This is a genomic window from Sphingomonas jeddahensis (assembly GCF_001981525.1).
Lineage (GTDB): Bacteria > Pseudomonadota > Alphaproteobacteria > Sphingomonadales > Sphingomonadaceae > Sphingomonas > Sphingomonas jeddahensis.
The window spans coordinates 107,411-126,792 of sequence record NZ_MPSB01000001.1 but is presented as its reverse complement, the minus strand read 5'-3'; the positions used below and the strand labels follow the sequence as shown (position 1 = coordinate 126,792).

At 66.1% G+C, this 19,382-nt stretch carries 15 protein-coding genes; 7 read left to right on the top strand and 8 right to left on the bottom strand.

Translation table 11 applies throughout. The features are described from left to right. Positions 1–93 precede the first annotated feature (93 nt). The 5 genes from atpD to SPHI_RS00505 form a co-directional block, all read right to left on the bottom strand. A complete protein-coding gene (gene atpD / locus SPHI_RS00525) occupies positions 94–1,566 on the bottom strand; it encodes a F0F1 ATP synthase subunit beta (protein WP_076742946.1) in 1,473 nt (490 codons plus the stop codon). A 74-nt stretch (positions 1,567–1,640) separates the two neighbouring features. Further along, positions 1,641–2,261 carry a hypothetical protein gene (locus SPHI_RS00520; RefSeq protein WP_076742945.1) on the bottom strand — a complete coding sequence of 207 codons (621 nt, stop codon included), beginning with the start codon at positions 2,259–2,261 and terminating at the stop codon, positions 1,641–1,643. After that, complete coding sequence (locus SPHI_RS00515; RefSeq protein ID WP_076742944.1) at positions 2,261–3,145, bottom strand: F0F1 ATP synthase subunit gamma; 885 nt, start codon at positions 3,143–3,145, stop codon at positions 2,261–2,263. Before SPHI_RS00515 ends, SPHI_RS00520 begins: the two co-directional genes overlap by 1 nt. A 142-nt stretch (positions 3,146–3,287) precedes the next feature. Next, positions 3,288–4,817, bottom strand: a complete 1,530-nt coding sequence (atpA, locus tag SPHI_RS00510; protein WP_076742943.1) for a F0F1 ATP synthase subunit alpha — start codon at positions 4,815–4,817, stop codon at positions 3,288–3,290. A 5-nt stretch (positions 4,818–4,822) separates the two neighbouring features. Continuing rightward, positions 4,823–5,392 carry a F0F1 ATP synthase subunit delta gene (locus SPHI_RS00505; RefSeq protein WP_076742942.1) on the bottom strand — a complete coding sequence of 190 codons (570 nt, stop codon included), beginning with the start codon at positions 5,390–5,392 and terminating at the stop codon, positions 4,823–4,825. Between the two features lie 138 nt (positions 5,393–5,530). On the opposite strand from SPHI_RS00505, the gene SPHI_RS00500 reads away from it, so the two are divergent. Beyond that, the gene (locus SPHI_RS00500) at positions 5,531–6,208 is read left to right on the top strand and encodes a dienelactone hydrolase family protein (RefSeq protein WP_076742941.1); all 678 of its coding nucleotides are present in this window, start codon (positions 5,531–5,533) and stop codon (positions 6,206–6,208) included. 43 nt (positions 6,209–6,251) lie between these two features. Here the strand turns inward: SPHI_RS00500 and SPHI_RS00495 are convergent, their stop codons facing one another. Together SPHI_RS00495 and SPHI_RS00490 are read right to left on the bottom strand one after the other, a co-directional pair. After that, positions 6,252–7,793, bottom strand: coding sequence for a tetratricopeptide repeat protein (locus SPHI_RS00495; protein WP_076742940.1), 1,542 nt, complete (start codon positions 7,791–7,793; stop codon positions 6,252–6,254). A 186-nt stretch (positions 7,794–7,979) separates the two neighbouring features. After that, complete coding sequence (locus tag SPHI_RS00490) at positions 7,980–8,759, bottom strand: enoyl-CoA hydratase (protein ID WP_096348699.1); 780 nt, start codon at positions 8,757–8,759, stop codon at positions 7,980–7,982. Between the two features lie 83 nt (positions 8,760–8,842). Here SPHI_RS00490 and ada point away from each other — a divergent pair, with 83 nt between their 5' ends. Then, on the top strand, positions 8,843–9,898 hold the full coding sequence (gene ada, locus SPHI_RS00485) for a bifunctional DNA-binding transcriptional regulator/O6-methylguanine-DNA methyltransferase Ada (RefSeq protein ID WP_076743212.1): 1,056 nt from the start codon (positions 8,843–8,845) through the stop codon (positions 9,896–9,898). Positions 9,899–10,120: 222 nt separating this feature from the next. Next, on the top strand, positions 10,121–11,665 hold the full coding sequence (locus tag SPHI_RS00480) for a CpaF family protein (RefSeq protein WP_076742939.1): 1,545 nt from the start codon (positions 10,121–10,123) through the stop codon (positions 11,663–11,665). Between the two features lie 226 nt (positions 11,666–11,891). On the opposite strand, the gene SPHI_RS00475 is transcribed toward SPHI_RS00480, so the two are convergent. Further along, positions 11,892–14,078 (bottom strand): TonB-dependent receptor, encoded by a 2,187-nt coding sequence (locus SPHI_RS00475; RefSeq protein ID WP_076742938.1) that lies wholly within the window; start codon positions 14,076–14,078, stop codon positions 11,892–11,894. 124 nt (positions 14,079–14,202) lie between these two features. On the opposite strand from SPHI_RS00475, the gene SPHI_RS00470 reads away from it, so the two are divergent. The 4 genes from SPHI_RS00470 to treZ all read left to right on the top strand — a co-directional run bounded on the left by SPHI_RS00470 (position 14,203) and on the right by treZ (position 19,381). Further along, entirely contained in the window at positions 14,203–14,628 is a 426-nt protein-coding gene (locus tag SPHI_RS00470; protein ID WP_076742937.1) for a PilZ domain-containing protein, read from the top strand. Between the two features lie 72 nt (positions 14,629–14,700). Continuing rightward, positions 14,701–15,129, top strand: coding sequence for a DUF2934 domain-containing protein (locus SPHI_RS00465; RefSeq protein ID WP_076742936.1), 429 nt, complete (start codon positions 14,701–14,703; stop codon positions 15,127–15,129). A gap of 158 nt (positions 15,130–15,287) precedes the next feature. Beyond that, positions 15,288–17,390: a glycogen debranching protein GlgX gene (gene glgX / locus SPHI_RS00460; RefSeq protein ID WP_233130563.1), complete on the top strand. Its 2,103-nt coding sequence runs from the start codon at positions 15,288–15,290 to the stop codon at positions 17,388–17,390. After that, positions 17,378–19,381, top strand: coding sequence for a malto-oligosyltrehalose trehalohydrolase (treZ, locus tag SPHI_RS00455; protein WP_096348698.1), 2,004 nt, complete (start codon positions 17,378–17,380; stop codon positions 19,379–19,381). Before glgX ends, treZ begins: the two co-directional genes overlap by 13 nt. The last annotated feature ends 1 nt before the right edge of the window (position 19,382 follow it).

Here is a 19,382-nt window from a genome sequence, read left to right as displayed (position 1 = left end):
AGAGGGGCAGTCAGGAGCCGTGGCACACTGCCCCTCTCCCGACCTCGCTGCGCTCGGCCACCCTCTCCCCACCAGTGGGGAGAGGGAGATCGATCAGGCCTCCTGCGCCAGCTTCTCGGCCTTGGCGATCACCTCATCGATGCCGCCGACCATGTAGAAAGCGGCTTCCGGCAGGTGGTCGTACTCGCCGTTCACCACCGCCTTGAACGAGCGGACCGTATCCTCGATCTGCACGAACTTGCCCTCGATGCCGGTGAACACTTCGGCGACGTGGAACGGCTGGCTGAGGAAGCGCTGGATCTTGCGCGCGCGGCTGACGGTGAGCTTATCCTCTTCCGACAGCTCGTCCATGCCAAGGATGGCGATGATGTCCTGCAACGACTTGTACTTCTGCAGGATCGTCTGCACCGCACGCGCCGTCTCGTAGTGCTCTTGGCCAACAACGCGCGGCTCCAGAACGCGGCTGGTCGAGTCGAGCGGGTCCACCGCCGGATAGATGCCGAGCTCCGAGATCGCGCGGTTGAGCACGGTGGTCGCGTCCAAGTGGGCGAACGAGGTCGCCGGTGCCGGATCGGTCAGATCGTCCGCTGGCACGTACACGGCCTGCACCGAGGTGATCGAGCCCTTGTTGGTCGAGGTGATGCGCTCCTGCAGCGCGCCCATGTCGGTGGACAGTGTCGGCTGATAGCCCACGGCCGACGGAATGCGGCCGAGCAGCGCCGACACTTCAGCACCCGCCTGGGTAAAGCGGAAGATGTTGTCGACGAAGAACAGCACGTCCTGGCCTTCGACGTCGCGGAAATACTCAGCGATCGTCAGGCCCGACAGCGCGACGCGTGCGCGCGCACCCGGCGGCTCGTTCATCTGGCCGAATACCAGCGCCACCTTGGATCCCTCGCTGGTCGGATTGCCCTCGGCATCCTTGGCGATAACGCCCGCGTCGAGGAACTCGTGATAGAGATCGTTGCCCTCGCGGGTGCGCTCACCCACGCCGGCGAACACCGACGTACCGCCATGGCCCTTGGCGATGTTGTTGATCAGCTCCTGGATCAGCACGGTCTTGCCGACGCCGGCGCCGCCGAACAGGCCGATCTTGCCGCCCTTGGCGTAAGGCGCGAGCAGGTCGATCACCTTGATGCCGGTCACCAGGATCGAGCTTTCGGTCGACTGGTCGACGAACAGCGGGGCCGAAGCGTGGATCGGGGCGTGATGCGCCGAGTTGACCGGGCCACGCTCGTCGATCGGCTCGCCAACGACATTGAGGATGCGGCCAAGCGTCGCCGGGCCGACCGGCACGGTGATCTGCGCGCCGGTATCGGTCACGTTCTGGCCGCGGGTCAGGCCCTCGGTCGAGTCCATCGCGATCGTGCGGACGGTGTTCTCGCCCAGATGCTGCGCCACTTCGAGCACCAGCCGCTGGCCGTTATTGTCGGTTTCCAGTGCCGACAGGATCGCCGGCAGGTGGGTGTCGAACTGCACGTCGACGACGGCGCCGATCACCTGGCTGATGCGGCCCACATTGTTGCTGCCCGAAATGGTCGGGCGATCCTCGAGGACGGTGGCCATCTTGCTTCTACCTTCTTCGTCGTACCTGCGGGTGCAGGCGTTTTATCTCGTTGCGTTTCGGAACCCTCGCCACGTCAGCGCGCGGTCGGATCGGTCCCGTTCAATATAGGCGCGGCGCGCGCGAAGGTCACGGTCAGCCGTCGCTCCTTGGCATTCGTCTCACGCGTCACCGCGTAATCGGCGCCACCCTTCAGCTTGCCCTCCATGCGCTTCTCGCCATGGATCGCCTTCACCACCGTGTCGCCGCCGGTCACGCCCAGCTGCGTCAGCGCCTGGGTCACCCACTTTTCGAACTGGTCACGCGCTTGCTGATCATTCGACAGCTGCGGCTCGACCAGCGTGAACGCGACCTTGTCGAGCGATTCCTCGTCGCCGGAGGCGGCGAAATAGGCCGTCACGACATGGTCACCCGAAGGATCGGTCAGTGGCGTCGGCTCCGCGTCGGAGCGCCACACCTCGCCCTTCTTCTCATACGAACCGGGTCGAAGCCCGATGCGGCTGAAGTTCTCGATCGACTTGGCCGGATCCTTCCACACGCCCTCCCAGCTGCCGCCGGCAAGGTTGGGCGAAACGAACGAGTCCCCATCCGTCACATTGCTGTCAAGCGCATTGGCGATCGCCGTCTCGTTCCCGGCCGGCGTGCCCGAGCAGCCCGCCACGGCGAGCGCACCCGCCAGCAGGATGCCCGTCTTCATCACAGCGCTTCGGCGCCCGAGATGATCTCGACCAGCTCGGTCGTGATCGCGGCTTGACGCGCGCGATTGTACTGGATGGAGAGCCGCTTGATCATGTCGCCGGCGTTGCGCGTCGCATTGTCCATCGCGGTCATGCGGCTGCCCTGCTCGGAGGCGGCGTTTTCCTGCATCGCGCGGAAAATCTGAATTGCTACGTTGCGCGGCAGCAGCTCGGCGAGGATCGCTTCCTCGTCGGGCTCATACTCGACCGTGGCGTCCCCATCGTTCGCCATCTCAACGCTGCTCCCGGCGGGCACCGACACCGGAATGATCTGTTGCCCGGTGGGGATCTGCACCAACGCCGACTGGAACTTGGCGTAAAACAGATGGGCGACGTCGAACTCGCCCGCCTCGAAGCGCGCGATCAGATCATCCGCTACTTCGCGCGCCTGGTCGAACCCAAGCACCTTGTGCTGGCCCAGCTCATGGTCGGCGGCGATCGCATTCGGGTAAAAACGGCGCAGCACGCGGCCCTTCTTGCCGGCGAGATAGAAGCGCACAGTCTTGCCTGCGGCTTCCAGCTCTTCCGCCTTCTTGCGCGCGGCACGCACGATATTGGTGTTGAACGCACCCGCCAGGCCGCGCTCCGACGTCGCGACCACCAGCAGATGCACCTGATCCCGGCCGGTGCCGGCGAGCAGCTTCGAGCTGCCCTCGGTGACGCCTACCTTGGACGCGAGGCTCGCCATCACTGCTTCGAGCCGCTCGGCATATGGACGGCCGGCGATGGCCGCCTCCTGCGCACGACGCAGCTTGGCCGCCGCGACCATCTTCATCGCCTTGGTGATCTTCTGCGTCGACTTCACTGAGCCGATGCGGATCTTGAGGGCCTTTAGGCTTGCCATTGATGCTTCGTCACTTCCCCAGCGCCGTCATGCTGACCTTGTTTCAGCACCCACCCCTCCGCTCGCGACGCCGTCGCTGGTGGAAGGGTGGACCCTGAAACGGGTTCAGGGTGACGGATGTGTGTTGCCGCCTGTCCCGCTCTTACGCAAACGTCTTCGCAAAGGCGTCGAGCGCGCTCTTCACCCCAGCCTTGGCATCGTCGCCCAGGTCGCGGCTGTCGCGGATCTTCGCCAGGGTGTCGCCATGCTGGTCGCGCATGAAGGCGAGCATCGCCGCCTCGTAGCGCGTCACGTCCTGCACCGGCACATTGTCGAGATAGCCGTTGGTGCCGGCAAAGATCGACACCGTCTGCTCCTCGAAGGGCAGCGGCGAGAACTGTGGCTGCTTCAGCAGCTCGGTCAGGCGCGCACCTCGGTTCAGCAGCTTCTGCGTCGAGGCGTCGAGGTCCGAGCCGAACTGAGCGAACGCGGCCATCTCGCGATACTGCGCCAGCTCCAGCTTGATCGAGCCCGACACCTTCTTCATCGCCTTGGTCTGCGCGGCCGAGCCGACGCGGCTCACCGACAGGCCGACGTTGATTGCCGGTCGGATGCCGGCGAAGAACAGGTCGGTTTCAAGGAAGATCTGGCCGTCGGTGATGGAGATCACGTTGGTCGGGATGTACGCCGACACGTCGCCCGCCTGCGTCTCGATGATCGGCAGCGCGGTCAGCGAGCCGCCGCCATTGGCATCATTCATCTTCGCCGCGCGCTCCAGCAGGCGCGAGTGGAGATAGAAGACGTCACCGGGATAGGCTTCGCGGCCCGGCGGACGACGCAGCAGCAGCGACATCTGGCGGTACGCGACCGCCTGCTTGGAAAGGTCGTCGAACACGATCACGGCATGCATGCCGTTGTCGCGGAAGAACTCGCCCATCGCAGTGCCGGTGTATGGCGCCAGGAACTGAAGCGGTGCCGGATCGGACGCGGTCGCGGCGATGATGATGGAATAATCCATCGCGCCATTCTCGGTCAGCGTGCGAACCAGCTGCGCGACGGTGGAGCGCTTCTGACCCACCGCGACATAGACGCAGTAGAGCTTCTTCGATTCGTCGCTGCCGGCGTTGACCGACTTCTGGTTGATGAACGTGTCGATCGCGATCGCCGACTTGCCGGTCTGGCGGTCGCCGATGATCAGCTCGCGCTGGCCACGGCCAACCGGCACCAGCGCGTCGATCGCCTTGAGGCCGGTCTGCACGGGCTCGTGCACCGACTTACGCGGGATGATGCCCGGCGCCTTCACCTCGACGCGGCGACGCTCGGTCGACACGATCGGGCCCTTGCCGTCGATCGGGTTGCCGAGGCCATCGACCACGCGGCCGAGCAGCCCCTTGCCCACCGGCACGTCCACGATCGTGCCGGTACGCTTGACGACGTCACCTTCCTTGATCTCGGCGTCCGAGCCGAAGATCACGACGCCGACATTGTCGGCCTCGAGGTTGAGCGCCATGCCCTGCACGCCATTGGCGAACTCGACCATCTCGCCCGCCTGGACGTTGTCGAGGCCATAGATGCGGGCGATGCCGTCACCGACGCTGAGCACCTGGCCGGTCTCGCTGACCTGGGCCTCGGTGCCGAAATTGGCGATCTGATCCTTGATGACCTTGGAGATTTCTGCGGCGCGGATATCCATTGTGCTTAGCCCTTCATCGCGTGCGCGAGAGAATTGAGACGGGTGCGGATCGACGAATCGATCATCTGCGAACCAATGCGGACGACAAGCCCGCCAAGCAGTGCCGGGTCAACTGACAGGTCGACCGAGACCTCGCGGCCGACGCGCTGGCGCAGCTGCTGCTTGAGTTCGACGACCTGATCGTCGGTGAGCGCATGTGCGCTGGTGACTTCCGCGGTTACTTCGCCGCGATGGCGCGCGGCAAGCTGACGGAACGCGCGGATGATCGCAGGCAATTCAGCCAGACGGCGGTTCTGCGCGAGCACGCCAAGGAAATTCTTCGTAACGGAATCGACGCCCAACTCGTCCGCGGTCGAGAGCACCGCCTTGCCGGCAGCCTCGCGGGCGACGACCGGCGAGGTCGTCAGCGCCTTGAAATCGTCCGACTGGTCGAGGGCGGCGCGCACCTTGGCCAGGCTCGCCTCCACCGTGTCGATCGTCTTGCCCGCCTCGGCGAGCTCGAACAGCGCGGTCGCATACCGACCGCCCAGGCTCGCCTGGATGCTGCCACCTAGATTACCGCTGGAACCATCCACGCGAGTCGAATCCCCGTTCGCACTAAGGTTAAACCCCCATGCGAAAACACGGCGCACGAACGTGGCCGACGCTTGGGTTGGCCGGCGCGTAGCAAAGGGGTAGCCGCTATGCAACAATCCGTGACGGGAGGATGAACGATGGGTGACATGATCCGAATGACGATGAGCGACGGCGCCGAGATCGCCGTCTATCACGCCAAGCCCGAGGGCGAGCGCCGCGGCGGGGTGGTGCTGGTGCAGGAAATATTCGGGGTCACCGATCACATCCGCGAGATGGCGGATGACTATGCCAGCGAAGGCTATGAGGTCCTCTCCCCCGCTCTGTTCGATCGCGAGCATCCCGGATTCGAAGCGGGTTACAGCGGCCCCGATTTCGAGCGCGCGGTGGAACTCGCCCGTACGCTGCACCCCTTTGACCTGTCGCTCAAGGACACGCAGACCTGCATCGACGCGCTCCGGGCAAAGGGCCCGGTGTTCGTGGTTGGCTATTGCTACGGCGGCTCGATCGCCTGGGCCGCCGCGACCAAGCTCGATGGCGTGGCGGCAGCCTCGGCCTATTACGGCAGCATGGTGCCGGCCATCGCGGAGGAAGCGGCGCCGCGCGTGCCGGTGATCGCGCACTTCGGCCGCTACGATCGCGGCATTCCCATGGAAGGGGTCGAAGCGGTGGTCGCAAAGCAATTCCCGCTCGCCGAGGTGCACATCTACGAAGCGGGCCACGGCTTCAACTCTGATCGCCGCAAGGATTATCACGAGCCCTCGGCCGAGCTCGCAAGAGACCGCACGCTGACGCTGTTTCGCGAAAACGGCGGCTAAGCCACCATCGTCATGCCGGGACGAGCCCGGCATGACGTGAAAGCTAGTCCCCGCCCTCACCGGCTCGCATGATCGCCTTTTCCATCATCGCCGCCGCGCCGATCGCCATCACCTCAGCCCCCTTCTTCCCCGCATCCAGCGCCGCCACCATCCGGCTCGCCGGATTGTCCGCGGGCGCATGCGGGTGATAGGCGATCGGCCGTAGCAGCCGCTTGGCCTGCGGCAGCTCCTCCGCCTTCAACCGCACCATCGCCGCCGCGAATCGCACCGATTCGTCCTGCGGGGCGAGTTCCTGCGCGCGGTGCAGCCCAGCGACGGCCGAGGGCGTCGGCTCGATCCCCTGCATCCCGAAGCTCTGCCAGAACCACCACAAGGGCTCCGCATCGTTCGGGTCGGCACGATTCGCAGCCACGATCGCGCGCCGCGCCTCCGCCCAGGCAGCCGCATCCTCGGACTTGGCATCATTCACCTGCCGCAGCTTCGTCATGCCGCGGTACAGCAGCGCCTGTACGGATTTGGGATCGCGCGACAGAGCCCGATCCGCCGCCGCAAGCGCCGCCGGAAAGTCGCCCGCATCATACGCCATCTCGGCAAGCCATCCCTGCACCACCGGATCGTCGGGGTAGCGCGCCGCAATTGGCGCGGCTTTTCCGAACAGCTTGCGCCCGCTTTCGCGATTGACGCCCCGCACCGACGTCATCCGCTCGTCGATCAGCGCCGCTTCGCCCGCACTCAGGCGGCGGATCGCCACTGGCGGTACCGCCGCGCCTTCGAACCGCATCGGCAAGCCTGGCAACCGGCTCTGCCGCAGATACCGCGCCAGTTCCTTGTCGAGCGCCTTCAGGTCACCAAAGGCCTGCTGCCCCGCCTCGACGCCCGGCACCCCGCGGTTGATCGCCTTGAGGTAATTCTGGAACTTGATGAACCGGTCCCGATCGAAGCTGAGATAATGGGTCATCAGCCAGCCGCGCCCGTAGAACACATCCATCTGCTGCGCGGACCAGCGCGCGCGGTTCGCGGGGTCGAACAGCTGCGCCGCCGTCAGCCGCTCACCCATCATCAGCCCATTGGCGCGATGCTGGGCAGGGTAGCCGATCACCGCCTGATCGTCCGAAATCCGCATGGTGGAGGCGAACTCGGCGAACCCTTCCGCATACCAGGCCGGAAAGGCGACATCATAGCTGCCGAACATGAAATGATGGGCATATTCGTGGAACAGCACCACGCGGCCCCAATTGTTCGCATCGGTCCACCCGCCGCGCCCGCTATAGGCCACCGATCCGCTCACCCGCGAATGGTAGAAGCCGGCGGCATTGCTGCACCGGCATAGCCGTTTGACGTCACGATCCTCGACCATGAACACGGTCAGCTTGCGCGAGGCGATCTCGGGCTCTTCCTCCACCGCCATGAAGCGCCGAAGCCCCCAGTCGAGCCGCTCCAGCGCCTCCGATTGTTTGCGCAACGTCGCCTCGCTCGTGTCCGAATAGAGCACGAAATGCCGCGACCGCGCCTCCAGCCACTCCGCTTGTGCTGACGTCGCCGCCGCCAACGCGCACCCCAGCGCCACCAGCCACCGCCAGATCATCCGTTCCCCTCTTCCTTCTCCAGAGACAGCTTATCCGCTGTTGGCGCCGTGAGAAGCCCCAACCACATCCGTCATCCCGGGCTTGGCCCGAGATCCAAGGTGCCGCGAGCGCTGCGGCTCATGATGCACGGCAGCGCTTGCGGGCGGATGGACCCCGGATCAAGTCCGGGGTGACGGACGCGTGATCTACTGCGCCCGCCCCCGCGCCTGCACGGCCGCGCGCCGCGCCTCGACCGCCTCCGGCGTCACCGCGCGGTTCGCCGCAGACGAGCGCTCATGCTCCAGCGCCATCGCCTCCCCGAACGGCCGCGCAAATCCGTCATCGATCAGCCGCTTGTACGCGGCAATGAACCCCGCATCCGCCGAGGCGATATCGCTCGCCAGCTTGCGCGCGACCGCCAGCAATTCCCCAGCCGGCACCACGCGATTGACCAGCCCCCAGCGCTCCGCTGTCGCCGCATCCAGAAAATTCCCGCTCAGCGACAATTCCTTCGCGCGCGAAATCCCGATCAGCCGCGACAGCTTCTGGCTCAGCCCCCAACCCGGCATGACGCCAACGCGCGCATGCGTATCGGCAAACCGCGCATTCTCGCTGGCGATCAATATGTCGCATGCCAGCGCCACCTCGAACCCGCCGGTGATCGCCACGCCGTTGATCGCGCCCACCACTGGCTTGCGGCACAGCTCGATCGCCTTGACCGGATTCTCGTCCGCGCCCGTCGCATTCGCCGACCCCAGCGCCCCCGCCTGCGACCCAAGTTCCTTGAGGTCCAGCCCCGCAGTGAACGCCCGCTCACCCGCGCCGGTCAGCACCACCGCGCGCACATCATCGTCGCCATCGACCATGGTCATGACCTCGTACAATCGCGAACGCAGCGCCTTGGACAGCGCGTTCATCGCCCCGGGCCGGTTCAACGTCACCGTCGCCACGCCATCGGCAACCTCCAGCAGCACCAGATCGTCCATCACCCTCTCCCAATCTTTTGACAGTTTGTTTTGATCGTAAGCCACGGGATGCCCGCGCCCACGCCATGTCCTACATGACGCCCATGAGTGACGCCATCGACCCCGCAGCGCGCGCCGCCATCGATCCTGCCGCCGCCTGGGCCGCCTTCGAAGCGCGCGATCGCGCCGCAGACGGCCGCTTCGTCGTCGCGGTGCGCACCACCGGCATCTATTGCAAGCCGAGCTGTCCCGCGCGCCATCCGCGCCGCGAGAACGTCTCCTTCCACGCCGGCCCGGCCGAAGCGCTGGCTGCTGGCTATCGCGCTTGCCTGCGCTGCCGCCCCGATGAGCTCGGGCGCGACCGCACTGCTGTCGCCGACGCCATCGCCCTGCTCGAAACCGCGGATGAAGCGCCTTCGCTCGACCAGCTTGCGGCGCGCGTCGGCTACGCGCCCCATCATTTCCACCGCTTGTTCAAGCGCGCCACCGGCATCACCCCGGCCGCTTACGCCCGCGCCCGCAAGGCCCACCGCGCCGCCGCCGCGCTCGCCGATGGCGCTTCCGTTACGGAGGCGATCTACGACAGCGGCTATTCCGCTCCCAGCCGCTTCTACGAACACGCAGCGCCGCGCCTCGGCATGAGCCCCAGCGCGTGGAGCCGCGGCGGCGCCGGCGTAACGATCCGCTGGACGATCGCCTCTACCAGCTTAGGCCCGCTCCTGATCGCCGCCACCGACCGCGGCATCTGCCGCCTCGCCTTTGAGGAGGATGGCGCGAACCTGCGCGCCTGCTTCCCCGCGGCCGAGCTCATCGCTGGTGGCGAAGCCCTGTCCGACCTGGCAGCACGGGTAATCGCGGCGGTGGAATCCCCCGATCGCAACCATGATTTGCCCCTCGACGTTCGCGGCACCGCCTTCCAGGAAGCGATCTGGCAGGCCTTGCGCACCATCCCACCCGGCGAAACCCGCTCCTATGCCCAGCTCGCCGCGCTCGCCGGCCGCCCCGGCGCCGTTCGCGCAGCCGGCACAGCCTGCGGCGCCAATCACGTCCCCGTCCTCATCCCCTGCCACCGCGTGACGAAGAGCGATGGCACGATCGGCGGCTACGCCCACGGCCCCGAGCGCAAGCAGACGCTGCTTGAGCGGGAACGGAAGCGCTAACTCATCCTCCCCATCGCAGATGGGGAGGGAGACCAGCGAAGCTGGTGGAGGGGAAATCCACGAACGCTGCCCCTCGTGACAGTCCCCTCCACCCCCGCCTTCGGCGGCGGTCCCCCTCTCCATGCTGCGCATAGGGAGGACGGCAGCTCCCACCATTGGTTAGGCAAATCTAAAGCCTTCCCATTTACCGCTTCGGCCCCAGGACTAGCAGGACTGTTTGGCATGAACGCGTTCGGGCGTAGAAATGGTGTGGGAACGGCAGCACGGCCCGGCTTCGGCGTGGCGCGGCCCATGCAGGGCGGCGCCCCTCGGCCGGACAACAATTCGCCGCGCGCCGAGCCCGGCGGCGAGCAATTCCCCTCGCTCGACACGCTCCCGCTACCCGGCGAACTCGCCGCGCCCGAGCACGGTGGCAACATGCCCGTCCTGCAGCAGAACGCCATGCAGCGCCTTGCCGACCGTCAGGCGGCGTCCGGCGAGGCGGGCAGCAGCCGCATGGAGGGGTTTGAGACCTCGATCCACAAGATCAAGGAACAAGTGCTTCCCCGCCTCCTGGAGCGCGTCGATCCCGAAGCCGCCGCGACGCTCGGCAAGGACGAGCTTGCCGAGGAATTCCGACCAATCATTGGAGAAGTTCTCGCCGAGCTCAAGCTGACCCTCAACCGCCGCGAACAGTTCGCGCTTGAGAAGGTGCTGGTCGACGAGTTGCTCGGCCTTGGCCCACTCGAGGAGCTGCTCGCCGACCCGGAAATCTCCGACATCATGGTCAACGGCCCCGACCAGACGTTTATCGAAAAGAAGGGCAAGCTTCAGCTCGCGCAGATCCAGTTCCGCGACGAGGAGCATCTGTTCCAGATCGCGCAGCGCATCTGCAACTCGGTCGGCCGCCGCGTCGACCAAACCACGCCACTCGCCGACGCGCGCCTGAAGGACGGCAGCCGCGTCAACGTCATCGTGCCGCCGCTGAGCCTCAAGGGCACGGCGATCTCGATCCGTAAGTTCTCGGCCAAGCCGATCACGCTCGACATGATGGCGGGCTTCGGCTCGATGTCGCCGAAGATGGCGACCGCGCTGAAGATCGCCGGCGCTTGCCGCTTCAACATCGTCATCTCGGGCGGCACCGGCTCGGGCAAGACCACCATGCTCAACGCGCTGTCGAAGATGATCGACCCGGGCGAGCGCGTGCTGACGATCGAGGACGCCGCCGAACTTCGCTTGCAGCAGCCGCATTGGCTCCCGCTCGAAACGCGTCCCGCGAACCTCGAAGGTCAGGGCGAAATCAGCATCCGCGATCTCGTCAAGAACGCGCTGCGTATGCGCCCGGACCGCATCATCCTGGGCGAAATTCGTGGCAGCGAGTGTTTCGACATGCTCTCGGCGATGAACACCGGCCACGACGGCTCGATGTGTACGCTTCACTCCAACTCCCCGCGCGAGGCGCTGGCGCGTATGGAGAACATGGTGATGATGTCGGACATCAAGGTGCCCAAGGAAGCGATCAGCCGCCAGATCGCCGACTCGGTCGACATGATCATCCAGGTGAAGCGCCTGCGAGACGGCTCGCGCCGCGTGACGAACGTCACCGAAGTGATTGGCATGGAAGGCCCGGTGATCGTCACGCAGGAACTCTTCAAGTTCGAGTATCTTGACGAAACCGCCGACGGCAAGATCATCGGCGAATACCGCGCCATGGGACTTCGCCCTTACACGATCGACAAGGCGAAGCAGTTCGGCTTCGACCAGGCGTTCCTCGAGGCTTGCCTGTAAGACTGACCGGCTCGCCACCCCTGCCCGTTCGTGCTGAGCCTGTCGAAGCACGTGTCACACGCGATCCCGCATGCGGCACGCTTCGACAAGCTCAGGGCGAACGAAATGAAGCCGACGCTTGCCGAAATAGCTACGTCACCCCGGACTTGATCCGGGGTCCCGCTTCTTCTTCTAGCCTCAGGCCAGATAGCGGGACCCCGGCTCAAGGCCGGGGTGACGGGTTAGTTCAAAAACTAACCCGCGCCGCCACACGAATGTCGCGCCCGGCAAGCGGCACATAATCCTTGGTGAACGACGCATGCCGCCGTGCATCGACGTCGAAGATGTTGTTCGCCGACACGATCAGCGTCGTTTCGCTGTCGTGCCCGAACGGCTTGAACGATACCGATCCGTTGACCAGCGTGAAATCATCGGTGCGCGTCTCGAACGCCGCCACGCGGTTCTGCGGCGTCACATGTTCCACCTCGGCCCGAGCGCCGAAATCGCCCATCCGCGCGCTCAGCCCGCCCAGCACGCGCAGCGGCGGAATGCGCGGCACCGGCCCGCGGTCGCCCGTCAGCTCGGCGTTGACGTAATCGGCCACCAAATTGCCATCGAGTTCGAACGCGCCGCTGCGGATCAACTCGGCGGTCAGTTCGCCCTCCACGCCATAATAGCGTGCGCTCGCCTGGAAATACTGGAACACCGGCAGACCGTCGCGCTCCGCGCCAGTCGCATTCTCGAAGATGTAATCGTCGAACCAGGTCGCATAGCCGCTCACCTGGAAACGGAACGGCCCTGTCCGTCCGCGCGCGTACAGCTCCAATCCCCAGCTCTTCTCGGTCTTGAAGTTCGGATTTCCAATCTCATACGCCTGTGTCGCGATATGTGGCCCATTGGAGAACAATTCCTCCGCTGAAGGCGCACGCACCGCGCGCGATCCGTTGATGCCGATCTTCACCTCGGGCGCGACCGCGTAGGACAGGCCAAGCGCGCCCGAGAGGGAATTGAAATCACGGCTCACGGCGATTGGCGCGACATCCTCGTCCAGCCCCACCCGGACGCTCCGGGAATGCACGTCGGTGTGCTCGTAACGGCCGGCGAATTCGACCTCCCAATTGCCCCGGTTGATTTCCTGCAACGTGAACAGGCCGTATTGGTCGGTGGTGTTTGGCGGCACGAACGCTTCTTCACCGATTGCCGAGAAGTCGCGCGTAAAGCCCTGGAATCCTGTCACTCCGCGCCAGCCGCTGCGGTCCGCTTGCACCAGTTCCAGCCGGCCCTCGAACGCCTGCGAGTTGAACACGGTGCCGACCTCGGCACCCTCGAACTCGGTGTGCTCGTAATCGGCAAAGCCCGCGCGGAAGCGGACCTTGTCGAGAAGCCCGCCATCCACGTTCAGCTCGCCGCGCATGTCCGCGCGAAACTGCTTCATGGCGATCGTCACGTCGCCGTGATCGTGACCTCCCTCCTCGTGGTCATCGTCATGGTCATGGTCCTCCTCGCCATGCGCATGCGCCGAGCCGGGTCGCTCCGGCACGCCATAATTGCTGTCGTAATAGCCGACCGAAAAGCCCAGGCTCCCGCCGTCGTTGATCACCGCCAGCCCGGCGCCCAACGTATAGGTCTCGGTGCCGCTGTTCAGCACCCGCCCGCGCTGGTTGGCGCGCGCGGTCGCCTCCGCGGCTTCATCGGCATGCCCCTCTTCGGCTTCCTCCGCCGCGATATCCAGCTGCTCGCGCCGGAAGCTCGGCGACAGCTGATAGCCGCCGATCCCGAGGTCGTCGCTCTTGCGATAGCTGCCATCGACATGCGCCACAATTTGGTTCGACAGCGCAACATCGAGGCCCGCCCCGCCGCTACGCTCGTCGGCGGTCGAGCCATAGGTGCCGATCGCGTCGACGTGATAGCCATTCTCGGGCACACCACGCGGGATCCGCCGGTCAATCACGTTCACCGCGCCACCGATCGCCTGGCTTCCGAACAGCAGCACCGCCGGCCCGCGCAGCACCTCGATCCGCTCGGCGGTCAGCGGATCGATCGTCACGCCGTGATCGGTCGAGGTGTTCGACACGTCGAGCGAACCGAGCCCATCCGTCAGCACCCGCACGCGCTCGCCTTGGAAACCACGCAGCACGGGCCGCGACGCACCGGGGCCGAACGACGTCGCCGACACGCCCGGCTGGCGCGTCAGCGTGTCGCCGATCTGCGGCCGGATGTCGCGTACCAGTTCGTCGCCGGTCACCACAGATTTGCCCGCCAGAATGTTGAGATCGCGTACGAACGGGGCCGTGATGACGATGTCGCGATCCGCCTCGACATGGCCGGAGCGCGTGGGGGCGCTTGACCCTTCGACGGGGCTGGCTGTTGTCTGCGCAGCGGCGGGCGTCGTCGCCAGCGCGCTGCCGGCCAGCAAAAAGGCAAAGGTCTTCAACGGGTAACCCTTCTACGATGGAGCGCCACTACCTAGCTGGGACGTAATAACGTTACAATGCAGAAGCATTCTGTCACAGAAAAACATGGTTGCGTCCGCGGCACGCACATCCCACTTGCGCGCCATGTCGAAGCCGGACCTCCCCTCGGCCGGAGCGTTATCGCCTGATACGCCGCCCACCAGCGAACCGACTGTGCGCGCGCCGCGCCACAGCGTCTTCCTGAGCGCCACGGTGCAACGTTTCGGCGGCACCGCGCCTAGCAAGCATCGGGTCCGCGATCTCTCGACCGGCGGCATGCGCATCGATCAGGCGGTGGGGCTCAGGCCCGGCGCCACTGTTCTGGTCACCGTTGGCGCGCTTGAGGCCGTCGGCGCCACGGTGGTGTGGGCGCGTGACGGCGCGGCCGGCATCGAATTCGCGGAGCCGATCGATCCGGACGCCGCGCGGGCCAAGGCGGCCGTGGCGCCGCGACCGGCGTCGGCCCGAACACCAGATGCGGGCGCGACCGCCGGCTGGATGCCCGGTCTTCAGAACCCCTATCGGCGCTAGGCAAATATTTCCCGTGCGCTGGGGCGATTTCGCCGCCCGCGCGTTCCTCCCGCACAAAGAGGGAGAACCGACTTGGCCGATGAGCGGGAACACAAGATCAGGGAACGCGCCTACAGGATCTGGCAGGACGAGGGCCAGCCGGAGGGTCGCGAACAGGCGCATTGGGCCCAGGCTGAGCAGGAACATGGCACCGGCGATGACGTCAGCACTGATCTTGCAGACAACGAACCCGCCTATCGCGATGCGCTGATCAGCGACGCCGGCGCGGACCTGCCCTTCGGCGAGCCGGCGGACACCGGTGCCGCGGACGAACAAGCTGCGCAGACCGACAGCGATCAGCTCCAAACTGCCCCGCCGCAAACGACCGCCGCCGAGTCGACGGCCGGCGGCGCTCCCGAAACGCGCGTCGCGAGCGCATCAGGCGCCATCGAGCCGCCCGCAGCCGCCGCGCCGACCAAAAAGGGCGCCCGCGGCAAGGTTCGGACTAAGACCAGCAACTGACAGGCGGCAACCGCTCCACCAACGATCCGTCACCCCGGTCCAGTGCCGGGGTCCACTGCGCCGCACACACAACGGCGTAGGAGGCGCGGCACGGTGGATGCCGGAACCAGACCATCCTGACGACTTGCACGACCTGCCAACCACGAGGCCCAATAACCGTGCCCTTCTCCGTCGACCGGCTCCAGCCCGGCACCCCTTACCCGCTCGGCGCCACCTTCGACGGCCTTGGCGTCAACTTTGCCGTCTTCTCCGCCAACGCCGACGCGATCGAGTTGTGTCTGTTCGACCCTGCGGGCAAGCGCGAGCTCAAGCGCTTCTGGCTGCCCGAATGCACCGACGAGGTGTTTCACGGCTACCTGCCCGACGTCGAGCCGGGTCTCCTCTACGGCTATCGCGCACACGGCCGCTACGAGCCTGAGGCCGGCCACCGCTTCAATCCGAACAAGCTGCTGCTCGATCCCTACGCGCGCAAGCTGCACGGCCAAATCAAATGGACCGACGCGCTACACGGCTATCGCATCGGCCACCGCCGGGAGGATCTCTCCTTCGACAAACGCGACAGCGCCCCCGCCATGCCCAAGAGCGTGGTGGTTGACGATCATTGGGACTGGTCGCGCGATCGGCGCCCCAAAACCCCTTGGTCCGAAACGATCATTTATGAAGCGCACACCAAGGGCTTAACCAAACTGATGGAGGAGGTGCCGGCGCGCGAACGCGGCACTTATGCCGCGCTCGGGCACCCAGCGGTTATCCGCCACCTCCAGCGCCTCGGCGTCACCGCGATCGAGTTGCTCCCGATCCAAGCCTTTACCCAGGACCGGTTCCTGCAAGAAAAAGGCCTGCGCAACTACTGGGGCTATAACACGCTCGGCTTCTTCGCCCCAGAGCAGGCCTATATGGCCAGCCAGCATCAGGACGAGCTTCGCCGCGCCGTCCACCGCCTCCACAACGCCGGCATCGAAGTCATCATGGACGTGGTTTACAACCACACCTGCGAAGGCTCGGAGAAGGGCCCGACGCTATCGTGGCGCGGCCTCGACAACGCCAGCTACTACCGCCTCGTCCACGATAATCCGCGCTACACGATCAACGACACCGGCACCGGCAACACGCTCAACATGAGCAAGGCCCGCGTGATCCAGATGGTCGCGGACAGCTTGCGCTACTGGGCCACCAGCTTCGGCATCGACGGCTTCCGTTTCGATCTCGGCCTGACGCTCGGCCGCGAGGCAACCGGCTTCGACCCGGGCGCGGCCTTCTTCGACGTCGTCCGCCAGGATCCCGTCTTGAGCCAGCTCAAGCTGATCGCCGAGCCATGGGACGTCGGCCCCGGCGGCTATCAGCTCGGCAACTTCCCGCCCGGCTTTGCCGAATGGAACGACAAATACCGCGACACCGTCCGCAGCTATTGGAAGGGTGACGCGGGCAAGCGCGGTGACCTTGCCGCGCGCCTGTCCGGCTCGGGCGACCTGTTCGACCGTCGCGCCCGCCGCCCCTGGGCCAGCGTCAACTTCCTTGTCGCGCACGACGGCTTCACCCTCGCCGACACGGTGATGTATGAGGAACGCCACAACGAGGCCAATGGCGAGGACAATCGCGACGGCCACGATAACAATCATTCGCGCAACTGGGGCGCGGAAGGCCCCACCGACGATCCCGCGATCAACGACGCCCGCGGCCGCGTCATGCGCTCCATGCTCACCACACTTTTGGCGTCGCTCGGCACCCCGATGCTGGTCGCCGGGGACGAGTTCGGCCGTACGCAGGGCGGCAACAACAATGCCTATTGCCAGGATAACGAGATCAGCTGGCTCGACTGGAAGGCCGCCGCCAGCCCGGAGGGTCAGCAGCAGATCGACTTCACCGCCCGCTTGACCGAACTGCGCCGCCGCTTCGCCGTGCTGCGCGCACCGACCTTCCTCTACGGCCAGGATTCCCCCGGCCACGGTGTCAACGACGTCGAATGGTGGGACGAGCGCGGCGAGCGGCTGAGCGACGAGGATTGGCAGAACCCCGAAGGACGCGCGCTGATGATGCGCCGCGCGATGCGCACCGAGGCAGGCGAGGTGGAAACCGTCTCGCTCCTCCTCAACGCTAGCGAGGCACCGATCACCTTCCACCTGCCCAAGCCCGACACCCGCCGCACCGTCCTGATCGACAGCGCCAAGCCCGACCAAGGCGAGGTCGACATCGAGAACGAATATGAAGTCGCCCCACAAGGCGCGGTGCTGCTCAGCTGGACCAGCGCATGGGAAGCCTGAACGCCTGGGGCCCCGAACCGCTAACGGACGGCACCACCCGCTTCCGCCTCTGGGCACCCGATGCGGACGCGGTGGCAATCGAGATCGACGGCCCACCCCGCAACCTGTTCCCCGGCGAAGGCCGGGGCCCAGTCGGGAAAGCTCACGAGGCAGCCCGAAACGCCCCCCAACTGGACCCCGACCTCCGCCGGGGAACAGCGGAAGAAGCACGCCGCCCCCTCAACCCCACTGAAAACGGCTGGTGGGAAACCACCCTCCCCGCCGGCGCCGGCACCCGCTACCGCTTCCACATCGGCGACACCTCCGTCCCCGATCCCGCCTCCCGCCGTCAGCACGGCGGCGTGAACGGCTGGAGCATCGTCCCCGACCATACCTACCATTGGCGCACTCCCCACTGGCGCGGGCGCCCATGGCACGAAATGGTCATCATGGAGCTTCACGCCGGCACCCTCGGCGGCTTCAGCGGTGTTCTCCAGCGCCTCCCGTCAATTGCCGCACTCGGCGTCACCGCGATCGAGCTCATGCCGATCAACGCGTTTGGCGGGAACCGCGGGTGGGGCTATGACGGCGTCCTCCCCTACGCGATCCATGAGGCCTATGGCTCGCCCGACGAACTGCGCGCCCTCATCGACGCCGCGCACGAACTCGGCCTCAGCGTCTTCCTCGACGTGGTGTACAATCACTTCGGCCCCGACGGTAACTACCTCGGCCTCTACGCCGACCGCTTCTTTCACCGCGACGTCGCCACCCCCTGGGGCGGGGCGGTCGCGGTCGATGAGCCGCCGGTCGCGCGCTTCTTCATCGACAACGCTCTGATGTGGCTCAAGGACTATCGCTTCGACGGCCTGCGCTTCGACGCCGTCCACGCGATCGACAACCCCACGTTCCTCGACACGATGGCCGCCGAAATCCGCGCCGCCCTCCCCGACCGCCACACCCACTTGGTCCTGGAGAACGAGAGCAACGACGCCGCCCGTCTACGCCCGGACGCCTATGACGCGCAATGGAACGACGATTTTCACAACGTCCTCCACGTCCTCCTCACCGGAGAAACCAGCGCCTATTACGGCGACTTCGCCGACAAGCCCGCCGAGCGCCTCGCCCGCTGCTTGTCGGAAGGTTTTATCTACCAGGGCGACCCCTCGCCCAATCACGAAGGCAAGCCGCGCGGCACTCCCAGCGCGCACCTGCCACCGACGCGCTTCGTCAGCTTCCTCCAGAACCACGACCAGATCGGCAACCGTGCGCTGGGCGAGCGCCTGACGCTCCTCACCGATCCCGCCAAGCTCCGCGCCGCCACCGCGCTGCTGCTTCTCGCGCCGCAGATCCCGCTCCTCTTCATGGGCGACGAGGAAGGCAGCGAGAGCCCGTTCCTGTTCTTCACCGATTTCCACGACGAGCTCGCGGACGCCGTTCGCACCGGCCGCCGCAAGGAATTCGCCAAATTCGCCGCCTTCGCCGACGAAAGCGCCCGCGAGCAGATCCCCGATCCCAATGCGGAAAACACCTTCACCGCCTCGATCCCGCACCCCGGCCCCGAAGCCCCGGCTTGGCGCACCTTCTACCAGAACCTGCTCCGCCTCCGCCGCCAGCACATCACCCCCCGCCTCGCGACCACTCCCGAACTGCACCCCGGCGAAGGCCGGGGCCCAGTCGGGAAAGCCGAAGTGGAAGCCCACCCCACCCGTCATCCCGGCCACGAGCCGGGATCCCGCTTCTCCTCTCCAACTGCGCCAGTAAGCGGGACCCCGGATCAAGTCCGGGGTGACGACACGTCAGTCCAAAGCTTGGGCGCCCGGGCCACCAGCCTCGCCGCGGTAACCGCCAGCTGGCGCCTAACGGACGGAAAGACCCTCACCATCGTCGTCGACCTGTCCGACACCCCGGCCCCGCTCCCCACCCCTCCGTTAGTGCCGAGCGAAGTCGAGGCACGAAAGGTGAGCGAACCCCTTTTCACCACCGACAACCGCTTCGCCGCATGGATCGCGTAAC